A 15,413-nucleotide genomic window follows, 5' to 3' on the forward strand; every position below is an offset into this window, starting at 1 on the left:
TCGTGCATCGCGGACGGGCATTGACGTCGACCTTCTACGCCGCGTGGGAGCGCGGGCATTACGCGGGCGAGGACCTGCTTCGCCTGGCCTCGGCTCTCGCCGAGTTCATGCTCAGCACGAGTCACGACCTGGCGTTCGACGGCGCGATGCCCGCCGGTTCCTGAGCGTCATCCCCGCCATGCCGGGCGTGCGGCCCGCCACGCGCGGGCGGGGGCCGGTTCGCGGGCCCGGAGGGCATGCCGTATGCTTGTCTGTGCAGTTGTCGTCTGCATTCTTTCGCCGTGCCCGGGATCCGGATCGGCCGGGATGCGGCGATCCAGGGGTCCGACGGATCTCTAGGGCGGTAGCTCAATTGGCAGAGCAGCGGTCTCCAAAACCGCAGGTTGCAGGTTCGATTCCTGTCCGCCCTGCGCGTCAGCGTCAGCTGACTCACGAAAGGCAGTCAATGGTCCAGGACGCAGCGAGCGGCGATGTCGTCGCGGCAGGCACGAGCGGTGAGAAGAAGCCCGGCTTCTTCGCTCGCATCGTGATCTTCTTCCGCCAGGTCATCGCCGAGCTCCGCAAGGTCGTCACGCCGACCCGTTCGGAGCTGCTGAAGTTCACCGCAGTCGTGCTCGGCTTCGTCGTCGTCATGATGGGGCTGGTCTACGGCCTGGACTACGTCTTCACATGGGTCGCGCAGGTCGTCTTCGGAGTTCCCGCCTGATCTGCTGACGCACGCCTGTTCTGTCGGAATGACAGGGAGGCTCGCGGATGAGCGCACCGCTCACCCGCCGCTGAACGGAGAGAAGAACGCAGTGTCTGAAAAGCACGTCGACGACGCCGACTGGGCGCCGGCTGCCGAGCAGTCGAGCGAGGAGGACGAGGCCCAGGAGGGCAACGTCCTGTACGCGAACTCCCACTCCAGCGACGCCGCCGAGCACCTCGCGATGCACATCGACGGCGAGCCCGTCGTCGAGGATGACGCGAGCGACGACGAAGACATCGAGATCGACGACCCGGAGGCCGACGCGATCGTGAACGACGCCCTGAACATCGACGAGACCAAAGAGGTCGAGGCCGCGGCCGAGGTCCTGAACGACTCGACCGAGGAGGAGGCCGCCGAGCGCGAGGCCGCCGCGGCCGACGAGGTCGCCCCGTACGACGGCCCCGACGTGAACGGCGACGAGGACGAGGTCGACGCCCCCGACGCGGACGAGGACCCGTACGAGGCGTTCCGCCAGGAGCTGCGCTCGCTCGAGGGCAAGTGGTACGTCATCCACTCGTACGCGGGCTTCGAGCGCAAGGTGAAGGCCAACATCGAGCAGCGCAAGTCGACGCTCGAGGTCGAGGACGACATCTATCAGGTCGAGGTCCCGATGGAGGACGTCGTCGAGATCAAGAACGGCCAGCGCAAGATGGTCACGCGCGTGCGCATCCCCGGCTACGTGCTGGTGCGCATGGAGCTCAACGAGGACACCTGGTCGGTCGTGCGCCACACGCCGGGCGTCACGGGCTTCGTGGGCAACGCCCACAACCCGACGCCGCTGCGCTTCGAGGAGGCCTTCAACATGCTGAAGCCCCTCGTCGAGATCAAGGAGGCGCAGGCCGCCGCGAAGGGCACCGCGCCCAAGGGGCAGGCTGCGACGCCGCGCGTCATCCCCGCCGAGGTCGACTTCGAGACCGGCGAGACGATCACGATCAAGGAGGGCTCGTTCGCGGGCCTGCCCGGCACGATCAGCGAGATCAAGCCCGAGAGCGGCAAGCTCACGGTGCTCGTGTCGCTCTTCGAGCGCGAGACCCCGGTCGAGCTCAGCTTCGACCAGGTCACCAAGATGGTCTGACGTCCCCGGACGTCGTGGAGAGCCGATCCCCTCGGGGGTCGGCTCTCCGGCGTTTCTGCTAGAATCGACTGGTTTGCGCCTCGTCTGCGCAGACGACACCGCTCGCAGGATCCGGATCTCCGGACCGTCCGGCGTGCGGGAGAGCGGATGCAACCGGCATCCGTTCGACGAGAGGAAGAGGAAATGGCACCGAAGAAGAAGGTGACCGGCCTGATCAAGCTTCAGATCAACGCCGGTGCGGCCAACCCGGCGCCGCCGATCGGCCCGGCTCTGGGTCAGCACGGCGTCAACATCATGGAGTTCTGCAAGGCGTACAACGCCGCGACCGAGTCGCAGCGCGGCAACGTCATCCCCGTAGAGATCACCGTCTACGAGGACCGCAGCTTCACGTTCGTTCTGAAGACCCCGCCGGCCGCGGAGCTCATCAAGAAGGCCGCTGGCCTCGCGAAGGGCTCGGCCACGCCGCACACGGTCAAGGTCGGCAAGCTCACCAAGGAGCAGGTCGCCGAGATCGCCAAGACGAAGCAGCCCGACCTGAACGCGAACGACATCGAGGCCGCCTCGAAGATCATCGCCGGCACCGCCCGCTCCATGGGCATCACGGTCGAGGACTGAGGGGGATCACGAACATGGCTACCAAGTCCAAGGCTTACGCCGCCGCCGTCGAGAAGCTCGAGGCCGGCAAGTACTACACGCCGACCGAGGCCGTCGCGCTCGCGAAGGAGACCGGGTCGAAGAAGTTCGACTCGACCGTCGAGGTCGCGCTGAAGCTCTCGGTCGACCCGCGCAAGGCCGACCAGATGGTGCGCGGCACCGTCATGCTGCCGCACGGCACCGGTAAGACCGCCCGCGTCATCGTCTTCGCCAACGGCCCCGCGGCCGAGGCCGCCATCGCGGCCGGCGCCGACGAGGTCGGCGGCACCGAGCTGATCGAGAAGGTCGCCGGCGGCTGGACCGACTTCGACGCGGCCGTCGCCGTGCCGGAGCTCATGGGCCAGGTCGGTCGTCTCGGCAAGGTCCTCGGCCCCCGCGGCCTGATGCCGAACCCGAAGACCGGCACCGTGACCCCCAACCCGGCCAAGGCCGTGGAGGAGATCAAGGGCGGCAAGATCGAGTTCCGCGTCGACAAGCACGCCAACATCCACTTCATCGTGGGCAAGGCGTCGTTCTCGGCCGAGCAGCTCGACGCGAACCTGCAGGCCGCGCTCGACGAGATCGTTCGCCTGAAGCCCTCGAGCTCGAAGGGCCGCTACATCCAGAAGGGCGCCGTGTCGACCACGTTCGGCCCCGGCATCCCGCTGGACGTCAACCTGTTCGCCTGAGTCGCTCGCTCTGTCGGAGGCCCTGCCGCTGCCGCGGCGGGGCCTTCGTCGTCCGCCGGGCAGGTCAGACCCGAGCGGCGCGAGCCTCGACGCCGGCGGGTGAGAGCACGTGCTGAACCACCATGATGGCCGCTCCCAGAACGCCGGCGGTCTCTCCCGCTTGCGACGGCACGATGCCGAGGTGCTCAGTCGCCAGGGGGATGGACCGGCGGTAGACCACCTCGCGCACACCGGCGAGCAGGTGCTCTCCGGCGCGTGCGACACTGCCGCCGATGACGATGATCGACGGATTCAGCATGTTCACGACCGTCGCGAGGACCTCGCCCACCTCGCGACCCGCCTGCCGCGTCGCGGCGATGGCGGCGGGGTTGCCCGATCGCACGAGCTGCACGACATCCGAGCTTCCGGCCGCATCGATGCCCTGGGACTGCAGGTCTGAGGCGATCGCGGTTCCGCTCGCGAGGGCCTCCAGGTCGCGCTCGTCGCCCGGGGGACGGGGCGAGTCGTGGCTGTACGGCACCTGCACGTGGCCCATGTCGCCGGCCGAGCCCTGAGCGCCGCGCCGCAGCTCGCCGCCCGAGATGATTCCCGCACCGATGCCGGTCGCGACCTTGACGAAGATCAGGTCGTCGACGTGCGGCCAGCTGACCTCGCGCTCGCCCAGAGCGAGGACGTTGACGTCGTTGTCGACGAGGACGGGCACCTCGAAGGTCCGCTGCACGTAGGCGGGAACGTCGAAGCGGTCCCACCCGGGCATGATCGGGGGATTCGTCGGACGCCCGGTCGAGTGCTCGACCGGACCAGGCACCCCGATGCCCACGCCGACGAGCCCCGCCGGCGCGTGCGCTCCGGCCTCCAGCAGCTGCGATCCCTCCGCGATGACGCTGTCGAGAACGTACGCAGGGCCGTCCGCGATGCGGAGCGCGCGTGTGCGGCTGGCGAGGATGCGGCCGGCCAGGTCGACAAGTGCGACGGTGGCGTGGGTCGCGCCGAGGTCGACCGCGAGCACGATCCCCGCGAGCGGGTTGAAGGCCACGCGCGCAGGGGGGCGCCCGCCCGTCGAGATCGCCTCGCCGGCAGGATGGACCAGACCCGACGCGACGAGTGCGTCCACGCGCGACGACACGGTGGAGCGTGCGAGGCCGGTGAGCAGCGCGAGCTCGGCCTTCGTGCGCGCTCGGCCGTCGCGGAGGATCTGGAAGATCTCTCCGGCCCCGGGGCTGACGGCTCCCGTCGCGCGTCCCGCGTCGACCATGGCGACAGTAAACACGACTTCCCGGCCTCCGACACGCGACTTCACATAACGAAGCAGTGCCTTTTGATCCGTCCATAGCAAAAGACCGCCTCGCCGTGTCACACTCATCGCCATGACAACGGATGTCATCGACACCGGCGTCGAGACGATCCGCGGCGGCCTTCTCGGCGAGGGGCTCCTTGTCGGAGCCCCCTTCGCTGCCGCACGCACGGAACCGTGGAGGCCCGGCATGCAGGTGCCCGCATGAGCGGGTCCATGCTCGGCGATACGCCGGTTCCGCGGGGCGAGACGGATGTCGTGCTGAGGGCGCGCGGCATCTCCAAGAGCTTCTTCGGCGTCACCGTGCTGTCGGGCGTCGACGTCGACGTCCGTCGGGGCGAGGTGCACGGCCTGGTCGGCGAGAACGGCGCGGGCAAGTCCACCCTCATGAAGATCCTCGCAGGCGTCCACCAGGCAGACGCCGGCACCGTGGAGCTCGAAGGACGGCGGGTCTCGTTCACCCACCCGCGTCAGGCGATGGACGCGGGGCTCGTCACCGTCTTCCAGGAGTTCAACCTCCTGCCGGAGCGCACCGTTGCCCAGAACGTCTTCCTGGGCCGAGAGCCGCGCAGGGCCGGATTCGTCGATCGCTCGCGCATGGTCCAGCAGACGCGCGCCGCGCTCGAGGACCTCGGCGTCTCCTTCATCGATCCGACGGCGCGCGTGGGGTCTCTCACGGTGGCGGAGCAGCAGATCGTCGAGATCGTCAAGGCGCTGTCATTCGACGCGCAGGTCATCTCGATGGACGAGCCGACGGCGGCGCTCAGCGACCGCGAGGTCGAGCTGCTCTCTGCGATCGTCCGCCGCCTGACGGCGAGGGGAGTCGCTGTCATCTACGTCTCGCACCGTTTGAAGGAGATCTTCGAGCTGTGCGACCGGATCACGATCCTGAAGGACGGCGCGCTGGTGTCGACAGACGCCGTCGCCGACCTCACGAGCGCCGCGCTGGTGCGTCGCATGGTCGGTCGCCCGATCCAGTCGTACTTTCCCGGTGCCGCCACCGGAACAGTGATCGGCGAGCCGCGTCTCGAGCTGCGGGGCTGCGGCAACGCCTACGTCGACGGCGTCGACCTGACGCTTCGCGGTGGCGAGATCGTCGGCGTCGCGGGTCTGCAGGGGTCGGGGCGCACCGAGCTCGTCGAGGGCATCTTCGGCGTCGAGGCGTTCACGCGCGGAAGCATGCTGATCGACGGCGAGCCGGCCCGTCTGACGAGCCCGCGCGCCGCGGTGCGAGCGGGTCTGGCCCTCGTGACGGAGGACCGCAAGGCGCAGGGCCTCGCGCTGTCGCAGTCCGTCCTCGACAACACCCTGCTCGTCGTGCGGAGCGTCTTCGCTCGGCGCACGGGCGCGGCGAAGCGTGCCGTGCCCGCCATCCTGAGCTCCCTCGAGGTCTCGTCCCACGGAGCGGATCAGGAAGTCCGGTTCCTGTCGGGCGGCAACCAGCAGAAGGTCGTGCTGGCGAAGTGGCTCGTGACCGACCCGCAGGTCGTGCTCTTCGACGAGCCCACTCGCGGAATCGACGTCGGCGCGAAGGTGGCCGTGTACGAGCTGATGCGCGCGCTCGCCGCCGACGGCAAGGCCGTGCTCATGGTCTCGAGCGAGTTGCCCGAGGTGATCGGCATGAGTGACCGGATCCTCGTGATGCGCGATGGCGAGCTCGTCGCAGAGCTGCCAGCCGGCTCTGCCGAACACGAAGTGCTGTCCGCGGCCACGGGCTCGCACGAGACGGCCGCCGACGTCGTCGCCGATCCTCGCATCGATGCCGAGGCAGGCGCGTGATGAGGCGCATCCGGATCGATCAGACCATCATCGTCCTGGCGATTCTCGTCGTCGTCATCGTCGTGGGCGCGATCCTCGTCGCGACCGTCGGCCGCGGGCTCTTCAGTCCCGGCAACATCCGCGACATCCTCACCGGCATGAGCGTGCTGGGTCTCGTCGCCATCGGGCAGACGCTCGTGATCCTGGGCGCATCGCTCGATCTCTCGGTGACGTACGTCATCAGCCTCGCGAGCCTCATCGGCGCCACGACAATGAACGGCGACCCCGCGCGCATCCCGTGGGCGGTCGCCGTGACGCTCCTCGTCTGCGCGGGGATCGGCCTTGCCAACGGACTGATCGTGACGGTGCTCAGGGTCAACGGCTTCATCGCGACGCTCGGCGTCGGGTTGATACTGCAGGGCGTCCTGAACACGAATTTCCAGGGCAGCGCCGGGGCGGTGCCGTGGGGCTTCCAGCTCATCGGGGCGACGGGCATCGGACCGGTTCCCGTGTCGACGATCATCATGCTCGCGCTGGCCGTGGTTGTGTGGTTGCTGCTGGATCGCACGCGAACCGGTGCCCACCTGTTCGCGGTCGGAGGCGACCCCGAGATCGCGCGCCTGTCGGGCGTGCGGACCCGCCCGCCCCTCATCGCAGCGCACGTGCTGTGCTCCGTGTTCGCGGGTCTGGCGGGTCTCTTGCTGGCAAGTCGGCTCGGCGTCGGCAGCCCGACCGTCGGGCAGCAGGGCGGCTACGCGCTGCTGTCGATCGCGGCGGTGGTGCTCGGCGGAACGCTTCTTCTCGGCGGGCGCGGTTCGGTCTGGGGCACGATCGGCGGCGTCGCGATCTTCGCCGTCGTCGACAACGTCATGAGCGTCATGGAGGTCAACCCGTTCCTCAAGGATGTCGTCCGCGGCGCCGTGATCGTCGCGGCCGTCGCGGTCTACAGCCGCCGCGCGATCGTGCGCCGTCGTGCGCGGTTCGGTCCCGGTGGCACGAGAACCGGTGGAGACGCCGCCGCTCAGACGGCCGCGCCCGCGATGGCCGCCGCATCCCAGGCACTCGACAGCGAAGCGAGCGCGAGCGAGGCCGGCCGTGCAAGGAAGCGAGACCTGCGATGAGCTTCCTTCGCACCCTCCTCAGTCCGCGGGGCGCGGTCTTCCTGCTCCTGGTGATCCTGCTCGTGGCCGTCATCGTGCTGAACCCCGACTTCGCCGAGCCCGGCCAGATCATGCGCTACATCCAGCGCGTCGCGCCCGTGGCGATCGTGGCGATCGGCCAGTTCTTCGTCATCATCGCCGGCGAATTCGACCTCTCGCAGGGTTCGCTCATCACGGCTCAGGTCATCGTCGCGGGCAATCTCGTCGGCGCGGACGACTCCCGCACGATCCCGGTTCTGTGCCTGATGGTCGTGCTCGGGCTGTTCGTGGGCCTCGTGAACGGCCTTCTCACCACACTGCTCCGAGTCCCCTCGTTCATCGTGACTCTCGGCATGATGCTCGCTCTGCTCGGACTCGTGCTGTGGTGGACCGGCGGCGCCGCGACGGGGAACCCGGCCGACAGCTTCCGCCAGATCGGGCGTGGCGGCGTCCGCGACCTCCCGCTCGTCGACTTCCTCCCGTGGTCGGTGCTGATCCTCGCCGCCTGGCTGGCGCTTGCCATCTGGCTCACGAAGCGACCGCTCGGCAAGCTCCTGATGGGCATCGGCGACAACGCCCGCGCCACCCGGTACTCGGGTGCCCGCGACTGGTGGGTCACCACGCGGGCGTTCATGATCTCGTCCCTGTCCGCCACCGTCTCGGCCGTGCTGCTCGTCGGGTACGCCGGCGTGCACCCCTCCGTGGGCCGAGGGTACGAGTTCGTCGCCATCACCGCGGTGGTGCTCGGCGGCGTGGTGCTCGGCGGCGGTCGCGGCTGGATCGTCGGAGCCGTGGCCGGCGCGTTCGTGCTCGAAGCGCTGTTCCTCGTGCTGAACATCGCCGGTGTGCCGTCGTCGCTGCGGGACGCGGTCCAGGGCGTCATCATCATCGCCGCCGTCGCCTACTCCGGGCTCGTGTTCCGCTCCCGCGGCCGCGTCACGACCCCCATCCCTTCTCCCGACCCGGAGAAGGATCCCCACGCGCCGGTCGGCGCCGACTCATCCGCATCACCCGCCCTCGACGCCGAGGGCATCGCAGAAGTCCCAGGACACAAGAACAGAGGAGACTAGCAATGCGACGATCAGCGAAGATCGCCATCACATCGGTGGCGCTCGTCGGCCTCTGCGCCCTCGCAGGGTGCACGACCGATCCCAACGTCGCTCCGCCGGACCCGTCCGCGGCGCAGAGCGAGGAGGGCGCGAGCCCCGAGGCCGGCGGGGCGAACGAATGGTTCGACCAGGAGCTTTTCGACACCCAGATGGCGCAGCGCGACGTCGCTCCGGAGGGCCCCGAGGACGAGCCCTACCTGCAGCACATCGACGCGGAGATGGTCGACACGGCGGAGTACGCGAGCACCGGGCCGAAGAAGGCATGCTTCGCGAACGCATCGATCTCGAACCCGTGGCGGCAGACCGGCTGGATCACGATGAACCAGCAGCTGGAGGTGCTGCAGGAGGAGGGCGTCATCAGTGAGATGGAGACGCGCGACGCGCAGGACTCCGACGACACGCAGATCGCCGACATCGACTACCTCATCTCGGAGGGCGGGTGCGATGTCTTCATCATCTCGCCGAACAGCACCGCGGCGTTGACCCCGGCCGTCGAGCGGGCGTGCGCCACGGGCAAACCGGTCATCGTCTTCGATCGCGGCGTCGAGACCGATTGCCCGGTCACGTTCATCCATCCCATCGGCGGCTTCGCGTGGGGCATCGACACGGCGCAATTCCTCATCGACAACCTCGAGGAAGGCGACAAGGTCGTCGGCCTTCGGATCCTGCCGGGTGTGGACGTGCTCGAGCAGCGCTGGGCGGCCGCCGAGCACCTGTTCGAGGAGGCTGGCATCGAGGCGGTCGACCACTTCACCGGGGCAGATCCGGCCGAGATCAAGAGCTTCATCAGCGACGAGCTCGCGAAGGGCGACGTGCACGGCATCTGGATGGATGCCGGCGACGGCGCCGTCGCGGCGATCGAGGCTTTCGAGGACGCCGGCGTGGACTACCCCGTCATGACGGGTGAGGACGAGATGAGCTTCCTGCGCAAGTGGAAGGAGACGGGCCTGACGGGTCTCGCGCCGGTGTACTCGAACTTCCAATGGCGCACCCCGTTGCTGGCGGCGCAGAGGATCTTCGCCGGCGAGGAGGTACCGAAGGAGTGGGTGCTGCCGCAGATGCCGATCGAGGAAGGCGAGCTCGATCAGTGGCTCGAGGCGAACGAGGGCATGCCCGACGGGCACTATGCCAAGTTCGGCGGAGAGGACCTTCCGGGTTATCCCGAGGTCTGGCAGGAGCGCCAGATCCCGTGAGGCAGCGACCGGTCGCCGGGCAGGGGAGCGGGCTCGTGTCGCCTCGCTTGCTCGACGGCCGGTCTCCGGTCGCCCCGCGAGGAGCGTGGCGACGAGACAGACGCCCCGCCCCGGGAAGGACCCCATGAAGCGCACGATCGGCGTCAACACCTGGGTATGGACGTCGCCGTTGACGGATGGCTCGCTGACGCGGCTCGCTCCGCGGATCGCGGGGATGGGCTTCGGGGCGGTCGAGCTGCCGCTCGAGAACGCGGGAGACTGGGATCCGGCTCGGACGCGCGACCTGCTCGACCCCCTGGGCCTCACGCCCGTCGTGGTGGGTGCGATGGGTCCTGGTCGCTCGTTTGTCGACAGCGTCGGCGACGTGTCTGCCACGCAGGAGTATCTGCGCTCGTGCATGGCGGCCGCGCGGGGGATCGGGGCGTCCGTCATCGCTGGTCCGTTCTACACCCCGACCGGCGTGACGTGGCGCATGACGCCGCAGGAGCGGGCCGAGGTCTCGGCGCAGTTGCGCCGGAGCCTCCGCCCGCTGGTGGACGAGGCCGCGGAGGCCGGGCTGGTGCTCGCGGTCGAGCCGCTCAACCGCTACGAGACGAGCGTCATCAACACCGTCGAGCAGGGGCTCGACGCGCTCGATCCGCTTCTCGGGCCGGGCCTGGGGCTCGCCCTCGACACGTACCACCTCAACATCGAGGAGAAGAGGCCGGATGCCGCGATCCGCGCCGCATCCGGGCACATCGCCCACGTGCAGGTGTGCGGCAACGACCGTGGCGCGGTCGGCGACGACCACACCGACTGGCCGGGCATCCTGGACGCCCTCGATGACGTCGCATACGGCGGGATCCTCGGCCTCGAGAGCTTCACGGGCGAGAACGCCACGATCGCGGTCGCGGCGTCGGTGTGGCGTCCGCTTGCATCGTCGCAGGACGCGCTCGCCGAGCGCTCCCTCGCATATCTCGAAGCGCTCCAGTCGCAGCGGTGACACAGCAGATCAGTCGGTGCCGCAGATCTCGAATCCGGTCGCCCCGATCGGGTCTCCCAAGGTCTTGTCGACGGAGTCCACCGCAGCGCCGACCGGGCCGCGCTCCATCCACGCGAGCAGCGCATCGACCGCTCCCGGTTCTCCCTCGAGGAAGGCCTCGACGGATCCGTCGCCCCGGTTGCGCACCCAGCCGGTCACGCCGACCCGTCGCGCCTGGGCGCGAGTCGCGAACCGGTAGCCGACGCCCTGCACCGCGCCCCGGACGATCACGTGGACGTGCTTCACCTCGTCTCCCTTCGAACGCGCGGTCGGCGCATGCCTCCATCGTGACGCGATCGCGCGCGTCAAGCCACCGCGAGCCCGAACGCCAGTGCGAGCATCGCGACCGCGATGAACGCGTCGAGGATGCGCCATGCGCGTGGCGAACGCAGCCACCGCGCGGCGAAGCGCGCCGCCACGGTCATGAGCGTGAACCAGATCGCACTGCCGGCGACCGCTCCAGCGCCGAAGACCCAGCGGAGGTCGCCGTAGCCGGCCGACACGGACCCGACGAGGAACACGGTGTCGAGGTACGCGTGGGGGTTGAGCCACGTGATCGCCAGGCAGGACAGGATCGCCGGCACGAGCGTGCGCGTCGGGGCCGCCTTCGTGGTTCGCACCAGGGTCGCGACGCTCCCGCCGTGCGACGCCGCGGGCTCGGCGGGCACCGGGGTGTCCACCACGATCGACTGCTCCTGCGGGCGCACGGCGCGCCATGCGGCGGCGAGTCCGTAGGCCGCAAGGAAGATCACGCCGCCCCACCGCACGAGCTCGAAGATCCAGGGCAGGTGCTCGACGACGACCCCGAAGCCCGCGACGCCCGCCGTGATCATGATCGCGTCGCTCACGAGGCACGTCACGGCGAGTGCGATGACGTGCCGGCGCTTGACGCCCATGCGCAGCAGGAAGACGTTCTGGGCGCCGGGCGCGATGATTAGCGAGAGGCAGAGACCGAGGCCGGCGGCGAAAGCGGTGAGCACGAGTCGACGGTAGGCGCGACCGTGCGAGGATCAAAAGCGACGTTCATGATTCTTGCCTCGCATAAGGAGCGCTTTAGATGTGGATCGCGCCCGATCTCGCCACGACGGTGGCCGCGATCGTCGACGAGGGCAGCCTCGACGGCGCCGCCCGCCGACTGCGCATCACGCCCTCGGCGGTGAGTCAGCGGCTGCGTGCGCTCGAGGGCCAGCTCGGCCGCGTGCTCGTCGTGCGATCGAAGCCCGCTCGCGCGACGGAGGCGGGCGCGGTGGTCGTGCGGCTCGCGCGCCAGTACGCGCTGCTGGGCCACGATGCGGGCGTGGAGCTCGGGCTCGAGGGGCCGGGACGGATGCACGTGCCGATCGCGGTGAACTCCGACTCGCTCGCGACCTGGTTCCTGCCGGCCCTGCAGCCCGTCATCCGGGCGCACGACATCTCGCTGGAGCTGCACCGCGACGACCAGGATCGCACCGCCGGACTGCTGGAGGCGGGGACCGTCACGGCGGCCGTCACCTCGCAGCGCGATCCGATCGCGGGCTGCGTCGTCACGGGGCTCGGCGCGACGATCTATCACCCGGTCGCCTCGCCGGCCTTCGTCGAGCGCTGGTTCCCGGCGGGGTCGACGTTGGATGCGCTCGCGACGGCGCCGGTCGTCGACTACGACCGCAGCGACGACCTGCAGACGGAGTGGCTCATCGAGCGCGGCGTCGATCCCTCCCGTCCGCCGCGGCACTACGTGCCGGCATCCGAGGACTACGCGACCGCCGTGCGCCTGGGCTTCGGGTGGGGCCTGCTGCCGCTCATGCAGGCACAGGCGTCGCTCGACGCCGGGCGCCTCGTGCGACTGGACGGCCCCCGCATCAGGGTCCCCCTCTACTGGCAGCAGTGGAACCTGCGCTCGCCGCTGCTGTCAGATATCCGCGAGGCGGTCGTCGCGGCCGCCCGCGCGGCGCTCGAGCAGGACTAGCCGTCCGACACCCGCAGCACGAGCTTGCCGCGGGTGTGCCCCTCTTCCAGCTGACGGTGAGCGGCCGCCGCGTCGTGGAGCTCGAAGACCCTCTCGACGTAGACCTGCACCGCCCCGGAATCGAGCAGCCGGGCGATCGTCCCGAGCGCGGTGCCGTCGGGGATCACGGTGAACGCCGTGGCGCGCACCCCCGCCTCCGCCGCGGCGTCGGCGTAACCGGGCCAGACGCCGGTGGGAACCACGACGAGCAGCCCACCCGGACGCAGCACGCGCAGCGACCGCGGTCCGGTCTGCGCGTGCGCATCTCCCACCAGGTCGATCACGACGTCCACGTCGCTCACGACGTCCTCGAACCGCGTCGTCGTGTAGTCGATCACGACCTGGGCGCCGAGCTCCCGCAGCCATGGCGCATTGGCCGCCGAACAGGTCGCCGTCACGTGCGCCCCGAAGTACGCCGCGAACTGCACGGCGAAGTGGCCCACGCCGCCGGAGCCCGCATGGATCAGGATGCGCTGCCCCTCGTGGGCCCGCGCCGTCTCGACGATGAGCTGCCACGCCGTGAGCGCCGCGAGCGGCACGCCCGCGGCCTCGACGTGCGACAGCGTCTGCGGCTTGGCCGCCAGCGCGCTCGACGGCGCGAGCACGTACTCGGCGTAGCTGCCGGGCGTGCGGGGGACGGCTGCCATGCCGTACACCGGCGTGCCGGGCGGCAGCGGATGCGCCTCGAAGGGCGCGGCGACGACCACGCCGGAGAAGTCGAACCCCGGGACGGCGGGATACGCGGCGATCGCCGGCGAGACGCCCCGTCCGGCGCGCGTCTTCGCGTCGATCGGGTTCACGCCCGCCGCGACGACGCGCACGAGCACCTCGTCCATGACGCGGGTCGGCACCGGCACGGTCTCGGTCCGCAGCGCGGTCGGATCGCCGGGGGAGTCGAACACGACCGCGCGCATGCGCTCGGGCGGTGCATCCACCGCCTCCCGCTCGGCGACGGCAAGACCGTTCCGCGTCGTCGCGGACCTCGGCAAGCGGAATCTCATGCGCCCCTCTTCCGTCGGCGGAACCCGACGTAAGCGGTCGGATCCTCGTGATGACAGTCAAGCCGTCGCACGTCACGCGGGTGTTTCGTCGGTGCTACAGATGCGCGTGGAGCGCCCGGTCGGCGTTGCGTCTGGGCGGTGTGGGCGACGGGAGTTAGGGTCTTCAGGTGACCCCCGAACTGCAGGCCCGCATCCTCGCGGACTCCCGCGATCGGGTCGCCTGGCTTCGCGCCAGGGCACGGGGGATCACGGCCACAGACGTCGCGGCGCTGACCGCGAGCGAGCGCTCGATCACGCGAGCGGCCGATCAGAAGCTCATGGGATCGCGCTTCTCCGGAAACTCCTACACGGACCACGGCCGGCGCCGCGAGCCGCAGATCGCCGCGTGGGTCGCCGCGACGCACGGCATCCAGCCCTCGAGCGCGCTGTTCCACGCGGTCGTCGAGAAGCGTCACCTCGCCACCCCCGACGGCATCGGCGTCGACGCGCACGGCCGGGTCGCGCTCGCCGAGATCAAGACCACCAACAAGTCGTGGCGCTCCATCCCGCGCAGCTACCTGCGTCAGGTGTGGTGGCAGCAGCACGTGCTGGGCGCCGAGCGGACGCTGTTCGTGTGGGAGGAGCACCGCGACTTCCAGCCTCTGCACGACGAGCCGAAGTGCACGTGGATCGAGCGCGACGACCGCGAGATCGCGCAGCTCGTGCGGCTCGCCACCCGCCTCATCGACGAGCTCTACCAGCGCACGACCGGGCAGACGGTGCAGCGCCCCGTCGCGACGCCCGCGTCGAACAGGGAGCGGCTGCGCGAGCGCGACATGTTCCGCGCCCTCGCGCTCTCGGACTGAGGTCGGAGCGCCGCGCGGCGCGTGGTAGGCTTGTCGAAGCCGAAGACCGCCGGTCATCGTGATGCGCTTGCGCAGATCGATCGAAGCACTGCATTGCAGGGGCCCGCGCAGGTGTCACGAACGATTCTCCCGGATTCCGGGTTCTGAGCTCCGTGCGCTTGCGCCGGAGCTTTTTCCATGCGTGCGGCGGTCTCGGTCGGTACCCCACCACCGTGGGGGATCACGTTCATACCAAGGAGTGGCCATGGCGCAGAAGGAAGCATCGGTCGCCGAGCTCACGAAGTCTTTCGAGAACTCGAGCGCCGTCCTGCTGACCGAGTACCGCGGTCTGACGGTTGCCCAGCTCAAGGAGCTGCGCACCACCATCCGTCAGGACGCGGAGTTCGCCGTGGTGAAGAACACGCTGACCAAGATCGCCGCGAACAACGTGGGGATCTCCGCGCTGGATGACGAGCTCAAGGGCCCGTCCGCCATCGCCTTCGTGCACGGTGACCCTGTCGCCGTCGCCAAGGGTCTTCGTGCCTTCGCCAAGGCACACCCTCTTCTGGTGATCAAGGGCGGCTATTTCGATGGCAAGCCCCTGAGCGCCGAGGAGGTCGGCAAGCTCGCCGACCTCGAGAGCCGTGAGGTCCTGCTCGCCAAGGCGGCCGGGATGTTCAAGGCCTCGATGGCGAAGGCTGCCGCCCTCTTCCAGGCACCGCTGTCGAAGACCGTCCGCACGGTCGAGGCGCTGCGCGAGAAGCAGGAGACCGCGGCCTGACGCCGCGGGAAGCAACCCCACAAACCCCGAATAACTAGGAGAAACATCATGGCGAAGCTCAGCACCGACGAGCTGCTCGACGCGTTCAAGGAGCTCACGCTCATCGAGCTCAGCGAGTTCGTGAAGGCCTTCGAGGAGACCTTCGACGTCACCGCCGCCGCCCC

Annotated in this window: 17 protein-coding genes, 1 tRNA gene and 1 pseudogene; 15 read left to right on the top strand and 4 right to left on the bottom strand. The window is 69.6% G+C overall.

The window, feature by feature from the left end; genetic code table 11:
* Positions 1-337: 337 nt before the first annotated feature.
* The 5 genes from RIF89_RS04345 to rplA all read left to right on the top strand — a co-directional run bounded on the left by RIF89_RS04345 (position 338) and on the right by rplA (position 3,145).
* Positions 338-410 (top strand) — tRNA-Trp (locus RIF89_RS04345).
* Between the two features lie 35 nt (positions 411-445).
* The gene (gene secE / locus RIF89_RS04350) at positions 446-706 is read left to right on the top strand and encodes a preprotein translocase subunit SecE (RefSeq protein ID WP_203137531.1); all 261 of its coding nucleotides are present in this window, start codon (positions 446-448) and stop codon (positions 704-706) included.
* A 91-nt stretch (positions 707-797) separates the two neighbouring features.
* A complete protein-coding gene (nusG, locus tag RIF89_RS04355) occupies positions 798-1,823 on the top strand; it encodes a transcription termination/antitermination protein NusG (RefSeq protein WP_309067919.1) in 1,026 nt (341 codons plus the stop codon).
* 183 nt (positions 1,824-2,006) lie between these two features.
* Entirely contained in the window at positions 2,007-2,438 is a 432-nt protein-coding gene (rplK, locus tag RIF89_RS04360; RefSeq protein ID WP_135113880.1) for a 50S ribosomal protein L11, read from the top strand.
* Between the two features lie 14 nt (positions 2,439-2,452).
* Positions 2,453-3,145, top strand: coding sequence for a 50S ribosomal protein L1 (gene rplA / locus RIF89_RS04365; RefSeq protein WP_309067920.1), 693 nt, complete (start codon positions 2,453-2,455; stop codon positions 3,143-3,145).
* Positions 3,146-3,209: 64 nt separating this feature from the next.
* On the opposite strand, the gene RIF89_RS04370 is transcribed toward rplA, so the two are convergent.
* Positions 3,210-4,400: an ROK family transcriptional regulator gene (locus tag RIF89_RS04370; protein WP_309067921.1), complete on the bottom strand. Its 1,191-nt coding sequence runs from the start codon at positions 4,398-4,400 to the stop codon at positions 3,210-3,212.
* A gap of 112 nt (positions 4,401-4,512) precedes the next feature.
* On the opposite strand from RIF89_RS04370, the gene RIF89_RS04375 reads away from it, so the two are divergent.
* The 6 genes from RIF89_RS04375 to RIF89_RS04400 all read left to right on the top strand — a co-directional run bounded on the left by RIF89_RS04375 (position 4,513) and on the right by RIF89_RS04400 (position 10,620).
* The gene (locus RIF89_RS04375; RefSeq protein ID WP_309067922.1) at positions 4,513-4,647 is read left to right on the top strand and encodes a hypothetical protein; all 135 of its coding nucleotides are present in this window, start codon (positions 4,513-4,515) and stop codon (positions 4,645-4,647) included.
* A complete protein-coding gene (locus tag RIF89_RS04380; protein ID WP_309067923.1) occupies positions 4,644-6,218 on the top strand; it encodes a sugar ABC transporter ATP-binding protein in 1,575 nt (524 codons plus the stop codon). Before RIF89_RS04375 ends, RIF89_RS04380 begins: the two co-directional genes overlap by 4 nt.
* Positions 6,218-7,318: an ABC transporter permease gene (locus RIF89_RS04385; protein WP_309067924.1), complete on the top strand. Its 1,101-nt coding sequence runs from the start codon at positions 6,218-6,220 to the stop codon at positions 7,316-7,318. The genes RIF89_RS04380 and RIF89_RS04385 overlap by 1 nt, the downstream gene beginning before the upstream one ends.
* Positions 7,315-8,406, top strand: coding sequence for an ABC transporter permease (locus tag RIF89_RS04390; RefSeq protein WP_309067925.1), 1,092 nt, complete (start codon positions 7,315-7,317; stop codon positions 8,404-8,406). Before RIF89_RS04385 ends, RIF89_RS04390 begins: the two co-directional genes overlap by 4 nt.
* A gap of 2 nt (positions 8,407-8,408) precedes the next feature.
* On the top strand, positions 8,409-9,638 hold the full coding sequence (locus RIF89_RS04395; RefSeq protein WP_309067926.1) for a substrate-binding domain-containing protein: 1,230 nt from the start codon (positions 8,409-8,411) through the stop codon (positions 9,636-9,638).
* A gap of 124 nt (positions 9,639-9,762) precedes the next feature.
* Positions 9,763-10,620 (top strand): sugar phosphate isomerase/epimerase family protein, encoded by an 858-nt coding sequence (locus RIF89_RS04400; RefSeq protein ID WP_309067927.1) that lies wholly within the window; start codon positions 9,763-9,765, stop codon positions 10,618-10,620.
* Between the two features lie 9 nt (positions 10,621-10,629).
* Here the strand turns inward: RIF89_RS04400 and RIF89_RS04405 are convergent, their stop codons facing one another.
* Complete coding sequence (locus RIF89_RS04405; RefSeq protein ID WP_309067928.1) at positions 10,630-10,905, bottom strand: acylphosphatase; 276 nt, start codon at positions 10,903-10,905, stop codon at positions 10,630-10,632.
* Between the two features lie 59 nt (positions 10,906-10,964).
* Positions 10,965-11,639 carry a LysE/ArgO family amino acid transporter gene (locus tag RIF89_RS04410; protein ID WP_309067929.1) on the bottom strand — a complete coding sequence of 225 codons (675 nt, stop codon included), beginning with the start codon at positions 11,637-11,639 and terminating at the stop codon, positions 10,965-10,967.
* A 77-nt stretch (positions 11,640-11,716) separates the two neighbouring features.
* Between RIF89_RS04410 and RIF89_RS04415 the strand changes: the two genes are divergently transcribed.
* Positions 11,717-12,604, top strand: coding sequence for a LysR family transcriptional regulator ArgP (locus tag RIF89_RS04415; RefSeq protein ID WP_309067930.1), 888 nt, complete (start codon positions 11,717-11,719; stop codon positions 12,602-12,604).
* Here the strand turns inward: RIF89_RS04415 and RIF89_RS04420 are convergent.
* The gene (locus tag RIF89_RS04420) at positions 12,601-13,644 is read right to left on the bottom strand and encodes an NADP-dependent oxidoreductase (protein WP_375294426.1); all 1,044 of its coding nucleotides are present in this window, start codon (positions 13,642-13,644) and stop codon (positions 12,601-12,603) included. The two genes, RIF89_RS04415 and RIF89_RS04420, sit on opposite strands and share 4 nt — an antisense overlap.
* A gap of 167 nt (positions 13,645-13,811) precedes the next feature.
* Between RIF89_RS04420 and RIF89_RS04425 the strand changes: the two genes are divergently transcribed.
* The 3 genes and pseudogenes from RIF89_RS04425 to RIF89_RS04435 form a co-directional block, all read left to right on the top strand.
* A complete protein-coding gene (locus tag RIF89_RS04425) occupies positions 13,812-14,489 on the top strand; it encodes a YqaJ viral recombinase family protein (protein ID WP_309067931.1) in 678 nt (225 codons plus the stop codon).
* 244 nt (positions 14,490-14,733) lie between these two features.
* Positions 14,734-15,249, top strand: coding sequence for a 50S ribosomal protein L10 (rplJ, locus tag RIF89_RS04430; protein WP_203137550.1), 516 nt, complete (start codon positions 14,734-14,736; stop codon positions 15,247-15,249).
* A 48-nt stretch (positions 15,250-15,297) separates the two neighbouring features.
* Positions 15,298-15,413 (top strand): annotated as a pseudogene (locus RIF89_RS04435) (50S ribosomal protein L7/L12); the annotation flags it as partial.

Source organism: Microbacterium sp. (assembly GCF_031178525.1).
GTDB lineage: Bacteria > Actinomycetota > Actinomycetes > Actinomycetales > Microbacteriaceae > Microbacterium.